Raw genomic sequence first — 14,616 nt, 5'->3', positions numbered from 1 at the left:
AGAAGTTTCAAGCCGCAAAACCGGCGCCAAGGCAGTCGAAAAGGGACGACGGACCGGCGTCCTCGGTGTCGCGTGCGATACACATTGTCTGCGGGGGCCGCCCCCGTCCGGCAAGCGAATAACCAGCGCGGACACCGGCCCGAAGATCCCCAAGTGACCGTCGAGAGGAGCCGACCGTGCAGCGGAAGGCGTACGTACCCGGCGTCGTGGCGCTCCTCGCCGCGCTGGTGGCCGGCTGCACCGGCGGTTCGGACGACGGCGGTTCGACGGACGACGCCAATCCGGGCGAGGCCGGCACGACCTCGGCGGCCGCCCAGCCGGGCCGGTACACCACGCTGCCGGAGGCGTGCGGCGTGGTGAGCCGGTCCACGCTCGACTCGCTCCTGCCGGGCGTCAAGCAGCTCCCCGACGAGCCGCAGCGCGAGGCGGCCTACGCGGGCGAGGCGACGCTGACCTACGACACGGACCGCAAGGTGGGCTGCCGCTGGAAGGTGGAGTCCGCGGACGCCACCGACCATCTCCTCCTCGACTTCGAGCGGGTCGTCTCCTACGACAACGCGGTCAGCGACGACTCGCAGGCCGAGGCGCTGTTCGCCCGGAAGGTGACGGCGGCCGACCTGCCGGCGCCGGCCGTGTCGCCGAGCGGATCCGCGAGCGGCGCCGCCGCCTCCGCGGCGGGCGCGGGTGCGTCGTCCGGGCCGTCGGGCGCCCCCTCCGCGTCGGCCTCGTCCTCCCGCGCGGCCGCGGGAAAGCCCTCCGCCTCCGCCTCGCCCTCGGCCTCCTCGACCGTGACGCCGGCCGATCTGCAACCCCGGCTCCTGGACGACCTGGGCGACGAGGCGTTCGTCGACGACGCGCTCGGCAGCTCCGGCTCGACGGCCAAGCAGCGGACGGTGACTGTGGCGTTCCGCACGTCCAACGTCATCGTGACCATCCAGTACGAGGAGCAGCCGGCGACCGTCGGCGTGACGCCGGACAGCGAGGAAATGCAGGACAAGGCCCGGAAACTGGCCGCGCAACTGGTCGACTCCCTGTCTTCCTGAGGCCACTTCGGCCCCTTCCGTGCCCGGTCCGCGAAGGCCTGGAAGCGGAACCGCACAGCTTCTTCACCGCGTACCGTGGCCCCTCGGACCCGATCCGACCGCAGGAACCACGAGCGTCATGAGTGAAGGAACCATGCAGCGACGAGCCCAGCGAGACGGCCAGTTTGACCAGCGTGAGCAGCGTGACGAACGAGCGAGGCGTGCCGGGGGCCTGAACCGCCTCCTCGCCGCGGCGGTCGCCGTCCCGGTGATGCTGATCGCCGCGGGCTGCTCCTCGGACTCCGGCTCCGACTCCGGCTCCGGTGACAAGGCGCAGGACGCGGCCGCCACCGGCGGCTCGGGCACGGACCCGGCGGCGAGCGCGACGCCGACCGTGCGGGCGGCCGCGTACAAGACGCTGCCGGAGCCCTGCGCGGTGATGTCGAAGAAGACGCTGACCGAGCTGGTGCCGAAGGCCTCCGGCAAGAAGGGCACGTCGAGCGACACGGGCGAGCGGGCGAGCTGCTCGTGGTCGAGCCTGGTCAACAACGGGGTGAAGGGGTCGCAGTTCCGCTGGCTGAACGTGTCGTTGCTGCGGTTCGAGTCGGACGCGGCCACGGGCGACGGCGAGTCGCAGGCGAAGACGTACTACGCGAAGCAGGTCAAGGACGCGCAGGCGGTGACCGGCGCGAAGAACACGAAGGCGACGCCGGCCGCCGACACGGGCGACGAGGCGACGCTGGTCCGCTACGACCTGAAGAAGGCGGAAGGCGCGTTCCGGCAGCAGACGGTCGTCGCGCGCGTGGAGAACGTGGTGGTCACGCTGGACTACAACGGCGCCGGTCTGGCGGGCGACAAAACGCCCACCGCGGACGCTCTGACGAAGGCCGCGGAGAAGGCCGCCAAGGAGACGGTGGCCGCGGTGCGGTCCGCCAACGGCTCGGGCGACGGCGGCGGTTCGGACTCCGGCTCCGGCACGGCCCCCTCGAAGTCCCCCGCGCCGACGGGCAGGGCGAAGCCGTCCGCCACGGCGTCGGCGTCCACCTCGCCCGCGCCGTCGGCGTCGGCGTCCAAGGCGGCCGCGGCGGCTCCGAAGGCGTCCGCGTCCGCGAAGAGCTGACGGTCCGGCACAGCGTGAGCCGCACACATGTGCCACCCTGTTGCGCGCAAGAACACGCAAGGGGAGGGGAGTACGGGTGGCCGAGCGAATACAGCTGACCCGGACGCACCGCGTTCTCATCGGCGTGGTCGTGACCGGCGCCGTGATCATCGCCGGCATCGGCTTCGCCGGTTCGTACGCGGCCGTCCGGGAGCTGGCCATCGAGAAGGGCTTCGGGAACTTCTCCTATGTGTTCCCGATCGGCATCGACGCGGGCATCTGCGTCCTGCTGGCCCTGGACCTGCTGCTGACGTGGATCCGCATCCCCTTCCCGCTGCTGCGGCAGACGGCGTGGCTGCTGACGGCCGCGACGATCGCCTTCAACGGCGCGGCGGCCTGGCCGGACCCGCTGGGCACGGGCATGCACGCGGTGATCCCGATCCTGTTCGTGGTGGCCGTCGAGGCGGCCCGGCACGCGATCGGCCGGATCGCCGACATCACGGCGGACAAGCACATGGAGGGCGTGCGCATCACGCGCTGGCTGCTCTCGCCGGTGCCCACCTTCCTGCTGTGGCGGCGGATGAAGCTGTGGGAGCTGCGCTCGTACGACCAGGTGATCAAGCTGGAGCAGGAACGTCTCGTCTACCAGGCGAGGCTGCGTTCGCGGTTCGGCCGGGCGTGGCGTCGCAAGGCTCCGGTGGAGTCGCTGATGCCGCTGCGGCTGGCCCGTTACGGGGTCCCGCTGGCGGAGACGGCCCCGGCGGGTCTGGCGGCGGCGGGCATAGAACCGGCCCTGCTGCCGCCCATGCCGATGCAGGCCCAGGACCGGTCGCAGGGGCCGGCCCTGGCGCCCCAGCAGGAGATGCAGGAGCTGGCGGCGGCTCCGGTGCGCGGGCAGGAACGGCAGCCCCGGCTTCAGGGCCAGGGCCAGCAGGGGCAACACGGGCAGCAGGGGATGCGGCCGGCGCAGCAGGTCCCGCAGGCCCAGCAGCCCGAGCCCCCGGAGGACGACCAGAACCCGTGGTTCCAGTCGCCGCACGAGGTCCAGTACCAGGGCGGCTACGACCCCACCTACGACCCCTCGGAGCAGTACGCCCAGTGGTACGAGGAGCAGCAGCAGGCCGAGCAGTACGCGGACCAGTACCAGGAGGAGCCCCCGGCGCAGGAGCCGTCGCCGGAGGAGACCGGTTCGTTCCCCATCCCGGTGGTGCCGGGGCGCAGCCGTGAGCTGGGCGAGGGCGGCGGCAGCCCGGAGCCGACCGAGGACGACTACTACCTGGTCTTCAAGAAGTCGATCGACGGCAGCTACCCCACCTCGGGTCAGCTGAGGAACGACGTGGAGGCGACGTGGGGTGTGATCCTCCCGCAGCGTGAGGCCGACCGGATGGTCAACCGCTTCACCAACCGCCACACGGCGGAACTGCAGGACGACCACATCGCCTAGCACCTCTCGGCACGCAGGCGCGTGAAGCAGGCGCGTGAAGCAGGCGCGTGAAAGGGGCCCCCGCACCAGACCTCGTGTCCTGGTGGTCGGTGCGGGGGCCCCTTTCCGTTCGTCCCGTCTACTCCCCGAGCAGGGCCCGTACCCGGTCCTGTCCCACGGCGAGCAGCAGCGTGGGCAGGCGCGGGCCGGTGTCGCGGCCGACGAGCAGGTGGTAGAGCAGGGCGAAGAACGTCCGCTGGGCGGTCTTGATCTCCGGCGGCAGCTCCTTGGGCGTGGCGTCGGCGGAGAATCCCGCCTGCACCTTGGGCACGCCGTAGACGAGGTGCGTCAGCCCGTCGAGCGACCAGTGCTCGGCGAGTCCGTCGAGCAGCAGGCGCAGGGACTGCCGGGAGGCCTCGTCGAGGGACTTCAGCAGTTCGGCGTCCGGCTCCTCGCGCACGACGGTGCGCTGGTCGGCGGGGACGTGGTTGTTGATCCAGGCCTCGGCCTTGTCGTACCGGGGCCGGGCCTCGTCCAGCGTGGTGATCGGGTTGCCGGGGTCGAGGTCGCCGAGGATGCGCAGCGCCTGTTCGGCCTGCCCGGCGGTGATGTCGGCGACGGAGGCGAGGGTGCGGTACGGCAGCGGCCGTGGGGTGCGCGGGAGGTCGCCGCCGGCCGTGCCCACGGCGCGGGAGTGCGCGGCGACGTCGGCCGGGAGGGCGCTGCCGTCGGCGACCTTGGCGTCCAGCTTGTCCCACTCGTCGTAGAGCCGCTGGATCTCCTGGTCGAAGGCGATCTTGAAGGACTGGTTGGGACGGCGGCGGGCGTAGAGCCAGCGCAGGATCTGCGGCTCCATGATCTTCAGCGCGTCGCCGGGGGTGGGCACCCCGCCCTTGGAGGAGGACATCTTCGCCATGCCGCTGATGCCGACGAAGGCGTACATCGGCCCGATGGGCTGCTTGCCGCCGAAGATGCCGACGATCTGCCCGCCGACCTGGAAGCTGGAGCCGGGGGACGAGTGGTCCACGCCGGACGGCTCGAAGACGACGCCCTCGTACGCCCAGCGCATCGGCCAGTCGACCTTCCAGACCAGCTTGCCGCGGTTGAACTCGTTCAGCCGGACGGTCTCGGCGAAGCCGCACGCGGTGCAGGTGTAGGACAGCTCGGTGGTGTCGTCGACGTACGAGGTGACCGTGGTGAGGTCCTTCTCGCAGTTGCCGCAGTAGGGCTTGTACGGGAAGTAGCCGGCGGTGCCGGAGGAGCCGTCGTCCTCGGCGGCCGCGCCCGAGCCCTCGGCGGCCTCCAGCTCGGCCTCGTCGAGGGGCTTCTGCTGCTTCTTCGCCGGGGCCTTCTTGGTGCGGTACTGGTCGAGGATCGCGTCGATGTCGCCGCGGTGCCGGACGGCGTGCAGGATCTGCTCGCGGTAGACGCCGGAGGTGTACTGCGCGGTCTGGCTGATCCCGTCGAACTCCACGCCCAGCTCGGCCAGCGACTCGACCATCGCGGCCTTGAAGTGCTCGGCCCAGTTCGGGTACGCCGAGCCGTGCGGGGCCGGGACGGACGTCAGCGGCTTGCCGATGTGCTCGGCCCAGGACCCGTCGACGCCGTCGATGCCGAGCGGCACCTTGCGGTAGCGGTCGTAGTCGTCCCAGGAGATCAGGTGGCGGACCTGGCGGCCGCGGCGGCGGATCTCGTCGGCGACGAGGTGCGGGGTCATGACCTCGCGCAGGTTGCCGAGGTGGATGGGGCCGGAGGGGGAGAGCCCGGACGCGACGACCACAGGTTTGCCCGGGGCCCGGCGTTCCGACTCCTCGATGACCTCATCGGCGAAACGGGAGACCCAGTCGGTGGTCTCGGTGCTCTGCCCCACGATCGGCACGTCCTCTTGTTGTGAAGGCTTGCGGGTTTGAAGTGCGCTCCATTGTCCCAGACGGCCCCGCGCCCGGGAAAACCGCTTTACCCCCCATGGGATACTGGTCCTGCCCATCCCACCCACGAGGAGAACGGCACCCACTCCTATGGCCTCGGTCACGTCCCTCAGCCACTCCGTCGAGCAGCACCTGTCGTCCGCGATCTCCGCCACCCTGCCGGAGGCCGCCGCGGACCCGCTGCTGCGACGAAGCGACCGGGCCGACTTCCAGGCCAACGGCATCCTCGCGCTGGCCAAGAAGGCGAAGGCGAACCCGCGGGAGCTGGCGACGCGGGTCGTGGCGAACGTGGTGAGCGGTGACGTGATCAAGGAGATCGAGGTCTCGGGCCCCGGCTTCCTGAACGTCACGGTCACCGACCGGGCGATCACCGAGAACCTCGCGGCGCGCTACGCGGACGCCGACCGGCTGGGCGTGCCCACGTCCCCGCGGCCGGGCACGACGGTCGTCGACTACGCCCAGCCGAACGTGGCGAAGGAGATGCACGTCGGCCACCTGCGGTCGGCGGTCATCGGCGACGCGACGGTGCGGATGCTGGAGTTCACCGGCGAGAGCGTGGTCCGCCGCCACCACATCGGCGACTGGGGCACCCAGTTCGGCATGCTCATCCAGTACCTGGACGAGCACCCGCACGAGCTGGACCACAAGGACTCCCGGGTCAGCGGCGAGGAGGCGATGTCCAACCTGGACCGCCTCTACAAGGACGCGCGCAAGCTGTTCGACGCGGACGAGGAGTTCAAGACCCGGGCCCGCCGCCGGGTGGTCGACCTCCAGGCGGGCGAACCGCACACCCTCGCCATCTGGCAGAAGTTCGTCGACGAGTCGAAGATCTACTTCTTCTCCGTGTTCGAGAAGCTGGACATGGAGATCCGGGACGCGGACATCGTCGGCGAGTCCGGGTACAACGACATGCTGGCGGAGACCTGCCGGCTGCTGGAGGAGTCGGGCGTCGCGGTCCGCTCGGAGGGCGCGCTGTGCGTGTTCTTCGACGACGTCAAGGGCCCGGACGGCAACCCGGTCCCGCTGATCGTGCAGAAGTCCGACGGCGGCTACGGCTACGCGGCGACGGACCTCTCGGCGATCCGCGACCGCGTCTTCGGCCTCAAGGCGGACTCGCTCATCTACGTCGTCGACGCCCGGCAGTCGCTGCACTTCAAGATGGTCTTCGAGACGGCGCGCCGGGCGGGCTGGCTGAACGACCGGGTGAAGGCGCACCAGTTGGCCTTCGGCACGGTCCTCGGCAAGGACGGCAAGCCGTTCAAGACCCGTGAGGGCGAGACCGTCAAGCTGGTCGACCTCCTCGACGAGGCGGTGGACCGGGCGACGGCCGTGGTCCGGGACAAGGCGGAGAAGGTCGGCCTGTCCGAGCGGGAGATCGAGGAGAACGGCAGGTACGTGGGCATCGGCGCGGTGAAGTACGCCGACCTGTCGACGTCCGCGGTGCGGGACTACAAGTTCGACCTGGACCAGATGGTCTCGCTGAACGGCGACACGTCCGTGTACCTCCAGTACGCGTACGCGCGGATCCAGTCCATCCTGCGCAAGGCCGGCGAGGCCCGTCCGGTCGCCCACCCGGAGCTGGAACTGGCCCCGGCGGAGCGCGCGCTGGGCCTGCACCTGGACCGGTTCGGCGAGACGGTCACGGAGGCGGCGGCGGAGTACGCCCCGCACAAGCTGGCCGCCTACCTGTACCAGCTGGCCTCGCACCTGACGACGTTCTACGACCAGTGCCACGTGCTGTCGCCCGACAACGCGCCCGAGGTCGTGGCGAACCGGCTGTTCCTGGTCGACCTCACGGCCAGGACGCTACAACGGGGCATGGCGCTGCTGGGCATCAGGACGCCCGAGCGGCTCTGAGCGCGCGGGGCCGCGGCCGCCGAAGACGCGTACGGCCCGTTCCCTCCCGCACGGGAGGAACGGGCCGTCGTCGTACACGGCCCCGTCGTGGACGGCGATGACGACGCCCTCCGCCACGGCGGCCGCCGGACCGCGTCGGGAGCCGGGTGCGCCGGGCAGCCGCGGGCCCGGGGAACCGTTCCCTCACCGCCGCTCGTCCCCCACGGCACAACGGGACAACGGCACAACGGCCGGAACACCGCCGCGGCGCCCGCCGGAACGCGGGCCGGGACGCACGAGAGACGGGGAGCGCCGAGGTGGAGGACGAGTCGCCCGCCGACGCCCTGCTCGGTCTGCTGTTCATCGGAGTGCTCGGGGTGCTCGTCCCGGCGTCGGTCCTCCTCCCGGCGATCGGCGCGGGCATCTGGCTGACGCACCGCGTCCGGGCGCGGAAGCGGGCCCCCGGGGCCGGCGATCCCGGACTCCCCCCGGACGGCGGCCCGTTGTCAGTGGCCGCCCGTACAGTCACCGGCATGGCGACTCTTCCCAACCCGCTGCCCAAGCTCGCGTCCGACCCGAGCGGGCGTTCCCTCGGGCTGCGGCTCCCGCCCGGACGGCTGATCGACTCGACCGTGGAGGGGCCGTGGCACGAGCCGCTGCTCTGGCATGCGCAGCGGGCGGCCGCGCCGGGCAACTGGAGCGCGCTCGGCGGCCCTTCGGCACGGGCCGGGCTGCTGCCCGTGCTCGTCGACATGGGCGGCGCCCGCGGCGGTCCGGACGACTGGGAGCTGGCGCCCGACGCGATGTCCTACCCGGGCGACCACGACGCCGAGGAGGTCCTCGCCCGGCACTGGGAGGAGTGCGCGGCCGACGGCGAGGAGTGGCCCGGCCCGGCCGCCGCGCCCACCCTCGCCTCCGATCCGGGCACGCGCGCCGCCCAGGTCGCCGACTCCCTGACCGGCGAGGGCGGTTCCGTGTTCGCCGCTCCTCACCTCGCCCTGGTCCCGGCGCGCCGCAGCGCGGACATCCCGGCCGTCGTCGGGTGGACCGGCCCGGTGAACCACGAGGGCGACACGGCCCGCCTCTGCGCGGTGCTGCGCTCCTGGGAGGACCGCTTCGGCATACGGGTCGTCGGGCTCGGCTTCGACGTGCTCGTGGTCTCCGTCGCCGCCCCGCCCGCCACGCTCACCGAGGCGACGGCCGTGGCCGCCGAGCACTTCGCGTTCTGCCCGGACAACGTCCTCCAGGGCGCGGGAGACCTGGCGGCCTACGCCGAGCAACTGGTCGGCGAGCCCGTCTGGTCCTTCTGGTGGGACTGACGGAGACGGCCGCCGCCCCGGCAGGCCCGGCCGATCCGGCAAGCCCGGCAAGCCCGGTTTAACGGTGAGCCCCGGCGGGCCCGCCGCCGGTCACGCCCGGAGTCCCCGTCCGAGCCTGGTCAGTCCTTCCGCGATCTCCCGCGGCGTCTGCGTCACGAAGCACAGCCGCAGCGTGGAGCGGTCGGCCTCGCCCGCGTAGAAGGGCGCGCCGGGGACGTACGCCACGTCCTGGGCGACGACCTGCGGCAGCAGGGCCGTGGTGTCGTACCGCTCGGGGAGGCGGGCCCAGAGGAACATGCCGCCCTCGGGCCGGTTCCACACCGAGCCGTCCGGCAGCGCGTCTCCCAGCCCGGCCAGCATGGCGTCGCGCCGCTCCCGGTAGACGGCCGCCACCCGCGACACATGCGCGTCGAGGTCCCGGACGGCGAGGTAGCGGGCGGCGGCGAGCTGGTTGACGGTCGGCGTGTGCAGGTCGGCGGCCTGTTTCACGATCGCGCAGGCCCGCCGCAGCGGGGCGGGCGCCCGCAGCCAGCCCAGCCGCAGGCCGGGGGCCATCACCTTGGAGAAGGAGCCGAGCAGCACCGTGCGGTCACGGGCGTCCGGGTGGGCCGCGATCCACGGGACGCGTCCGCCCTCGTAGCGGAGTTCGCCGTACGGGTCGTCCTCGACGATCCACAGACCGTGCCGGGCGGCGACGGCGGCGACGGCGGCCCGCCGCTCCGCAGGCAGGGTGCGGCCGGTGGGGTTCTGGAAGGTGGGGACGGTGTAGAAGAGCTTGGGCCGCTCACGGACCACCAGTTCCGCGAGCGCCTCCGGGTCCGGACCGTCGGCGTCGGCGGGCACGGCGAGGATCCGCGCACCCGCCAGGCCGAAGACCTGGAGGGCCGCCAGGTAGCAGGGCTCCTCGACGAGCACGGTGTCGCCGGGGTCGAGGAGGGCGGTCGCCAGCAGGGACAGCGCCTGCTGGGAGCCCGTGGTGACAAGGAGGTCGTCGGCGGTCGTGGGCAGTCCGCGGGCCGTCGTCCGCGCGGCCAGCGGCTCCCGCAGCGCCGGCTCGCCCTCGGTGGTGGAGTACTGCAACGCGCGCGCCGGGGCCTCCTCCAGCACATGGCGGAACGCGGCGGCGACGCCCTCGCGGTCGAACAGCTCGGGCGCGGGCAGCCCGCCCGCGAAGTTGATCACCTCGGGACGGGCGGTGACGGCGAGGATGTCCCGCACGGGCGAACCGCCCACCGACCCGGCACGGGCGGCGAGCGGCGGAGGCGCCACGGCGGACGCGGAGACGGGCGCGGGTGCGGGAGCCGGTGCGGATGCGGGGGCAGGCGTGGATGCGGGTGTCATGTCCGCACCCTAGAGATATGGGTGGCGTCTACACCGGCCTTTTCGGCATGTGGACCGCGGTCCGGCGGACGGCTCTCCGGCGGGCCGGGCGTCCCAACCGGCGTCCCGCCGGATGCCTGTTTTCGCAGCTCAGAGGGCAGGAGGACGAACCGTCGTCCCGACTTCCCCGAGGAGTGTGGAAGCAGGGCGGCTCCGCGGCACAGGCTTGCCCCATGTCCACGCGCTCCGCTCCCTCCACCCCGCCCGTCCCCCGTGGTGTCCGGCGTCGGGCCCGACTGCTCGCGAGCGCCGCGCTGACCGTCGTCGCGGCGCTCGCCCTCACCGGCTGTCACGACGGCCAGGGCCTGCGCGACGAGGGTCCGTCGGGCGCGAGCACCGTGAACGGTTCCGCGGCCGCGCCCCCGCGCGGGCACGCACAGCCGGGCGGCCCGGCGCGTCAGCGCAGCTTGCGGGCCGCCTCGGTGGCCCAGTAGGTGAGGATGTTCCGCGCCCCGGCCCGCTTGATGCCGGTCAGCGTCTCGAAGATCGCCCGGTCGCGGTCGATCCAGCCCTTCTCGGCGGCGGCCTCGACCATCGAATACTCGCCGGAGATCTGGTACGCGGCGACCGGCACGTCCACGGCGTCGGCGACCCTCGCCAGGACGTCGAGATAGGGCCCGGCCGGCTTGACCATGACCATGTCCGCGCCCTCCTCCAGGTCGAGCGCCAGCTCGCGCATCGCGTCGCGCAGGTTGGCGGGGTCCTGCTGATAGGTCTTCCGGTCCCCCTTCAGGGACGACCCGACCGCCTCACGGAACGGCCCGAAGAAGACCGAGGAGTACTTGACGGTGTAGGCGAGGATCGCGACGTCCTCCCGCCCGATCTGGTCGAGGGCGTCCCGGATGACCCCGACCTGCCCGTCCATCATCCCGCTGGGCCCGACGACATGAGCCCCCGCGTCGGCCTGGACCTGGGCCATCTCGGCGTACCGCTCCAGGGTCGCGTCGTTGTCGACGCGCCCTTCCGCGTCCAGTACGCCGCAGTGCCCGTGATCGGTCGTCTCGTCGAGACACAGGTCGGACATGACGAGGAGGTCGTCCCCGACCTCGGCGCGCACGTCCCGGATGGCGACCTGGAGGATGCCGTCCGGATCGGTACCGGGCGTCCCGACCGCGTCCTTCTTCGACTCCTCGGGCACGCCGAACAGCATGATCCCCGAGACCCCGGCCTCGACGGCCTCCAGCGCGGCCTTCTTCAGGCTGTCCCGCGTGTGCTGGACGACGCCCGGCATGGCCTGGATCGGCACCGGCTCGCTCACGCCCTCCCGCACGAACGCCGGGAGGATGAAGTCCGCCGGATGCAGCCGGGTCTCCGCGACCATGCGCCGCATGACGGAGGTGGTGCGCAGCCGCCGAGGACGCGTACCGGGAAAGGATCCGTACTTCGACATGCCTTCTACGCTACGCCCGCCCCGCCGGCCCCTTTGCCGACGCCCCGTCGGCCCCTCACCGGTCCACTCCGGCTGCGTGAGGGCTCAGACGTGCGCACCGGCGACTTCGTCGACGCTGCCGCTCTGCGCGCACGGCACTCGCGACAGCACTTGTCGGGCGCCGACTCCCGGAAGACGCGCGTGCAGCCGCCTTCGCAGTCCTCCCAGGGATCCGACCAGGGGGCCGGCCGGTCCGGCACGGTGGCGGTCGGCGGGGTGCCGGGAGGATCCGCGTACGGCGGAGGCGCCGGCAGAGGCGGCGGGAGACCTTCCCGGAGCCGGTAGGCGAGGAACCCGGCGGGAGACATCAAGGGGACGGGAACGTCGGCGATCATGGCGTGGGTCACCGCGGCCCGGGATGCGCCGTTGTCCAACCAGGCGACGACGGCGGGGGCGAGGCTCTCCACGTCCTTCCGGGAGAGCGTGAAGCGGTCGTCGATGCGGCGCAGGCCCGCGAGCAGGGCGAAGGCCTTCTCACGGTGCTCGCTGCCGGACGGTCCCGGCTGGTCAAGGGATCCGACTGGTTCGGACGGATCGGAGGGCTCGGACGGCTCAGAGGGCTCGGACTGCTCGGAGGGCTCGGACTGCTCGGAGGCTTCGAACGGCTCGGACGGCTCGGACGGCTCGGAGCTTTCGAACCCTTCGGACGGCGGCGTCGGAGCGTCATCGGGGACCGTGTCGCATGCCGCCTCGACCACTACGGCTTCCGCGACCACGACCGGCGCGACCGGGGCCACGGGCGGGACCGGGGCCACGGGCGGGAACGGAGCGACGGGCGCGACCGGGGCCACGGGCGCGACCGAGGCGACGGGTGCGACCGGGGCGACGCAGGCGACGGCGGCGGCAGGAGCCACCGGCGCGTCCTGCACCTCGGTCGCCTCCGTCTGCCTCCGGGTGAGCGCCGGGTTGTCGTAGGCGTACGTACGGGTCACCAAACGGCCCCCGTCCGTGCGCTCGCGCACCCGCTCCAGATAGCCGTGCGCCTCCAGCTCCCGCAGCCCGGAGGCGATGCGGCCCCGCCCTTCGGGAAAGCGTCCGGCGAGACTGCGGATGTCGACGCAGGCACCCTGCGGCAGCGACAGGATGTGCACGGCCAGACCGATCGCGACCAGCGACAACGCCGGGTGCTGGGCGAGGTGGTTGCCGATGACCGTGTAGCGGATCGGCTGGTACACACGTACGTGGGTGACACCGGAGTGGGTGGCACTGCGCCGAACGCCCTGTGCGGAGTGCGTGGCAGCGATAGGCTTCGTGGCAGCCATGGGGAAGAATTGCTCTCTTCCTGGATGGTCAGGCCCTCGCACTGGGATTGCCGTCCCGGCGAGGGCCGATGCATGTGTGGGAGTCGTTCGTGCCGAGCGTGCACGGTGGGACGACCCACACGCCAGCCACAACGGCCCGTTTCACCCACTCGAGTGACAAACACGGGGTTTGGTTTGGTTGGAAGGGTTTTTTCCCCGGTTTCTTTGATCTTTTACCGCCCGCCGCACCGGCCTTCGCACCACCGGATCCCGGTTTTCCGGGCTCCGGTGCGGAGTTCACCGGAGGGGGGTGAAATCCAGCTCCGCCCAGACGGTCTTGCACGGCACCGGCCCGCACCGCACGCCCCACCGGTCGGCCGACTCCTCGACGAGCAACAGCCCGTAGCCGGACTCCGGAGGGGCTCCGGAGTCCTCTCGTGACCGATGCGGCAGGCGATCGCCCAGGGTGTCGGCGACTTCGACACGCAACGTCCTTGGCGCGGTGACGGAGAGCGTGAGGCGAAAGCTCCGTCCGGGGACGCGGCCGTGCAGAGCCGCGTTCGCGGCGAGTTCCGCGACCACGAGCCGGGCCGGGTCCAACGGCACACCCCAGGCGCTGAGTTGCTCGGCCGCGAGGAGGCGGGCGAGACGCGCGCCGCGCCGGGTGGCGGAGAGCGGCACGGAGAACTGGTGGAGGGGAGCGCGCACAGTTTGCTGATTCACGTCACTCAGCGTGTCCACGCGTGCGTAACCTGTGAAGCAGGGTGGCCCGTGCGGAGGGTGTCCGTCCGCGTGACGTCCGGTTCCGTCCGGGCCGTACGGGTTGACGGGGCGCGGACACCCGGAGTTGGACCGAAAAGGGCGCGGCGGGAGGACGGCGGACATGAGCGGGTGGGACGCGGAACCGGAGGTCGACGACGAAGCCGGCGCGGTGATGAGGACCGTCCAACGGCAGCTGAAACTGTGGCGGGAGTCGGCCGGCCTCACCCAGGCCGAGTTCGGGGCGGCCATCGGGTACGGCGAGGAACAGGTCTCCTCCGTGGAGCGCGGGCGGCGGATTCCGCGCCCCGAGTACCTGGACCGCGCCGACGAGGTGCTGTCGGCGGGCGGCAGGATCGCGGCGCTGAAGGAGGACCTGGCGGAGGTCCGGTACCCGAAGAAAGTGCGGGACCTGAAGAGGCTGGAGGCGGACGCGGTCGAGCTGTGCGCGTACAACAACTCGGTGATTCATGGGTTGTTGCAGACCAGGGAGTACGCGCGCGCGGTGCTCAGCGCTCGTCGGCCACCGTTCGCCGCTGACCAGTTGGAGCAGCAAGTAGCGGCCCGGGTGGCACGGCAGGAGATCGTCAACGGCACGACGGCGCGGCCTGTCTTCAGCTTTGTCCAGTGCGAGTCGACGCTCCGTCGGCCCATCGGGGGCAAGATGGTGATGCGCGCGCAACTCGAACACCTGTTGGCGGTCGCGGATTTCGGCAACGTCGACCTTCAGGTGCTGCCTCTGGGTCACGAGGAGAACTCGGGGCTCGACGGGTCGTTCAGGTTGCTCAGGCTGACGGACGGCACGACCGTCGGTCACGTCGAGGTCGTGCACGTCAGCCGTGTGATCGCTGAGCCGAAAGAGGTGCAACTCCTGGACATCCAGTATGGAATCATCCGGGCACAGGCTCTCAGCCCTCGGGAGTCGACGGCCCTCGTCGAGAAAGTACTTGGAGAAACATGAAGCTGGAGTGGATAAAAAGCAGCTACAGCACGTCCAGCGGCCCTGACTGCGTCGAGGTGGCCATCCCCGACGAGAGCCACGTCCTCGTCCGCGACTCCAAGAACCCCGTCGGCCCCCGCCTCACCCTCACCCCCACCGCCTGGGCGGAGTTCCTGCCCTACGCGTCCGACCACTGACCTCGCCGCCGGCTTGGGGCTCGCCCCGGACGGAGCCCAGCCA

Annotated in this window: 13 protein-coding genes; 8 read left to right on the top strand and 5 right to left on the bottom strand. The window is 71.9% G+C overall.

Going from position 1 to position 14,616, the window contains the following annotated elements:
* Positions 1-176 precede the first annotated feature (176 nt).
* The 3 genes from OG802_RS20330 to OG802_RS20320 all read left to right on the top strand — a co-directional run bounded on the left by OG802_RS20330 (position 177) and on the right by OG802_RS20320 (position 3,565).
* Positions 177-1,043 (top strand): DUF3558 domain-containing protein, encoded by an 867-nt coding sequence (locus tag OG802_RS20330; protein ID WP_329412455.1) that lies wholly within the window; start codon positions 177-179, stop codon positions 1,041-1,043.
* A 118-nt stretch (positions 1,044-1,161) separates the two neighbouring features.
* Positions 1,162-2,142 carry a DUF3558 domain-containing protein gene (locus tag OG802_RS20325; protein WP_329412454.1) on the top strand — a complete coding sequence of 327 codons (981 nt, stop codon included), beginning with the start codon at positions 1,162-1,164 and terminating at the stop codon, positions 2,140-2,142.
* 76 nt (positions 2,143-2,218) lie between these two features.
* Positions 2,219-3,565, top strand: coding sequence for a DUF2637 domain-containing protein (locus OG802_RS20320; RefSeq protein WP_329412453.1), 1,347 nt, complete (start codon positions 2,219-2,221; stop codon positions 3,563-3,565).
* Between the two features lie 118 nt (positions 3,566-3,683).
* Here the strand turns inward: OG802_RS20320 and lysS are convergent, their stop codons facing one another.
* The gene (gene lysS, locus OG802_RS20315; RefSeq protein WP_329412452.1) at positions 3,684-5,423 is read right to left on the bottom strand and encodes a lysine--tRNA ligase; all 1,740 of its coding nucleotides are present in this window, start codon (positions 5,421-5,423) and stop codon (positions 3,684-3,686) included.
* Positions 5,424-5,562: 139 nt separating this feature from the next.
* On the opposite strand from lysS, the gene argS reads away from it, so the two are divergent.
* Both argS and OG802_RS20305 read left to right on the top strand, forming a co-directional pair.
* The gene (argS, locus tag OG802_RS20310) at positions 5,563-7,329 is read left to right on the top strand and encodes an arginine--tRNA ligase (RefSeq protein ID WP_329412451.1); all 1,767 of its coding nucleotides are present in this window, start codon (positions 5,563-5,565) and stop codon (positions 7,327-7,329) included.
* A 512-nt stretch (positions 7,330-7,841) separates the two neighbouring features.
* The gene (locus OG802_RS20305) at positions 7,842-8,627 is read left to right on the top strand and encodes a DUF4253 domain-containing protein (RefSeq protein ID WP_329417226.1); all 786 of its coding nucleotides are present in this window, start codon (positions 7,842-7,844) and stop codon (positions 8,625-8,627) included.
* A 90-nt stretch (positions 8,628-8,717) separates the two neighbouring features.
* Here the strand turns inward: OG802_RS20305 and OG802_RS20300 are convergent, their stop codons facing one another.
* A complete protein-coding gene (locus OG802_RS20300) occupies positions 8,718-9,968 on the bottom strand; it encodes an aminotransferase-like domain-containing protein (protein ID WP_329412450.1) in 1,251 nt (416 codons plus the stop codon).
* Positions 9,969-10,180: 212 nt separating this feature from the next.
* Here OG802_RS20300 and OG802_RS20295 point away from each other — a divergent pair, with 212 nt between their 5' ends.
* Positions 10,181-10,441, top strand: a complete 261-nt coding sequence (locus tag OG802_RS20295) for a hypothetical protein (protein ID WP_329412449.1) — start codon at positions 10,181-10,183, stop codon at positions 10,439-10,441.
* Here OG802_RS20295 and hemB read toward each other — a convergent pair.
* The 3 genes from hemB to OG802_RS20280 form a co-directional block, all read right to left on the bottom strand.
* Entirely contained in the window at positions 10,405-11,397 is a 993-nt protein-coding gene (gene hemB, locus OG802_RS20290; RefSeq protein ID WP_329412448.1) for a porphobilinogen synthase, read from the bottom strand. The genes OG802_RS20295 and hemB overlap by 37 nt on opposite strands.
* A gap of 5 nt (positions 11,398-11,402) precedes the next feature.
* Entirely contained in the window at positions 11,403-12,611 is a 1,209-nt protein-coding gene (locus OG802_RS20285) for a helix-turn-helix domain-containing protein (RefSeq protein ID WP_329412447.1), read from the bottom strand.
* A 363-nt stretch (positions 12,612-12,974) separates the two neighbouring features.
* The gene (locus OG802_RS20280; RefSeq protein ID WP_329417224.1) at positions 12,975-13,409 is read right to left on the bottom strand and encodes an ATP-binding protein; all 435 of its coding nucleotides are present in this window, start codon (positions 13,407-13,409) and stop codon (positions 12,975-12,977) included.
* Positions 13,410-13,560: 151 nt separating this feature from the next.
* Between OG802_RS20280 and OG802_RS20275 the strand changes: the two genes are divergently transcribed.
* Positions 13,561-14,397, top strand: coding sequence for a helix-turn-helix domain-containing protein (locus OG802_RS20275; RefSeq protein ID WP_329412446.1), 837 nt, complete (start codon positions 13,561-13,563; stop codon positions 14,395-14,397).
* On the top strand, positions 14,394-14,573 hold the full coding sequence (locus tag OG802_RS20270) for a DUF397 domain-containing protein (protein WP_329412445.1): 180 nt from the start codon (positions 14,394-14,396) through the stop codon (positions 14,571-14,573). The genes OG802_RS20275 and OG802_RS20270 overlap by 4 nt, the downstream gene beginning before the upstream one ends.
* Positions 14,574-14,616 lie beyond the last annotated feature (43 nt).

Origin of the sequence: Streptomyces sp. NBC_00704 (genome assembly GCF_036226605.1) — a bacterium.
Lineage (GTDB): Bacteria > Actinomycetota > Actinomycetes > Streptomycetales > Streptomycetaceae > Streptomyces.
Note: the sequence above shows the minus strand (reverse complement) of the source record. Positions and strands in the feature narration are given on the sequence as shown.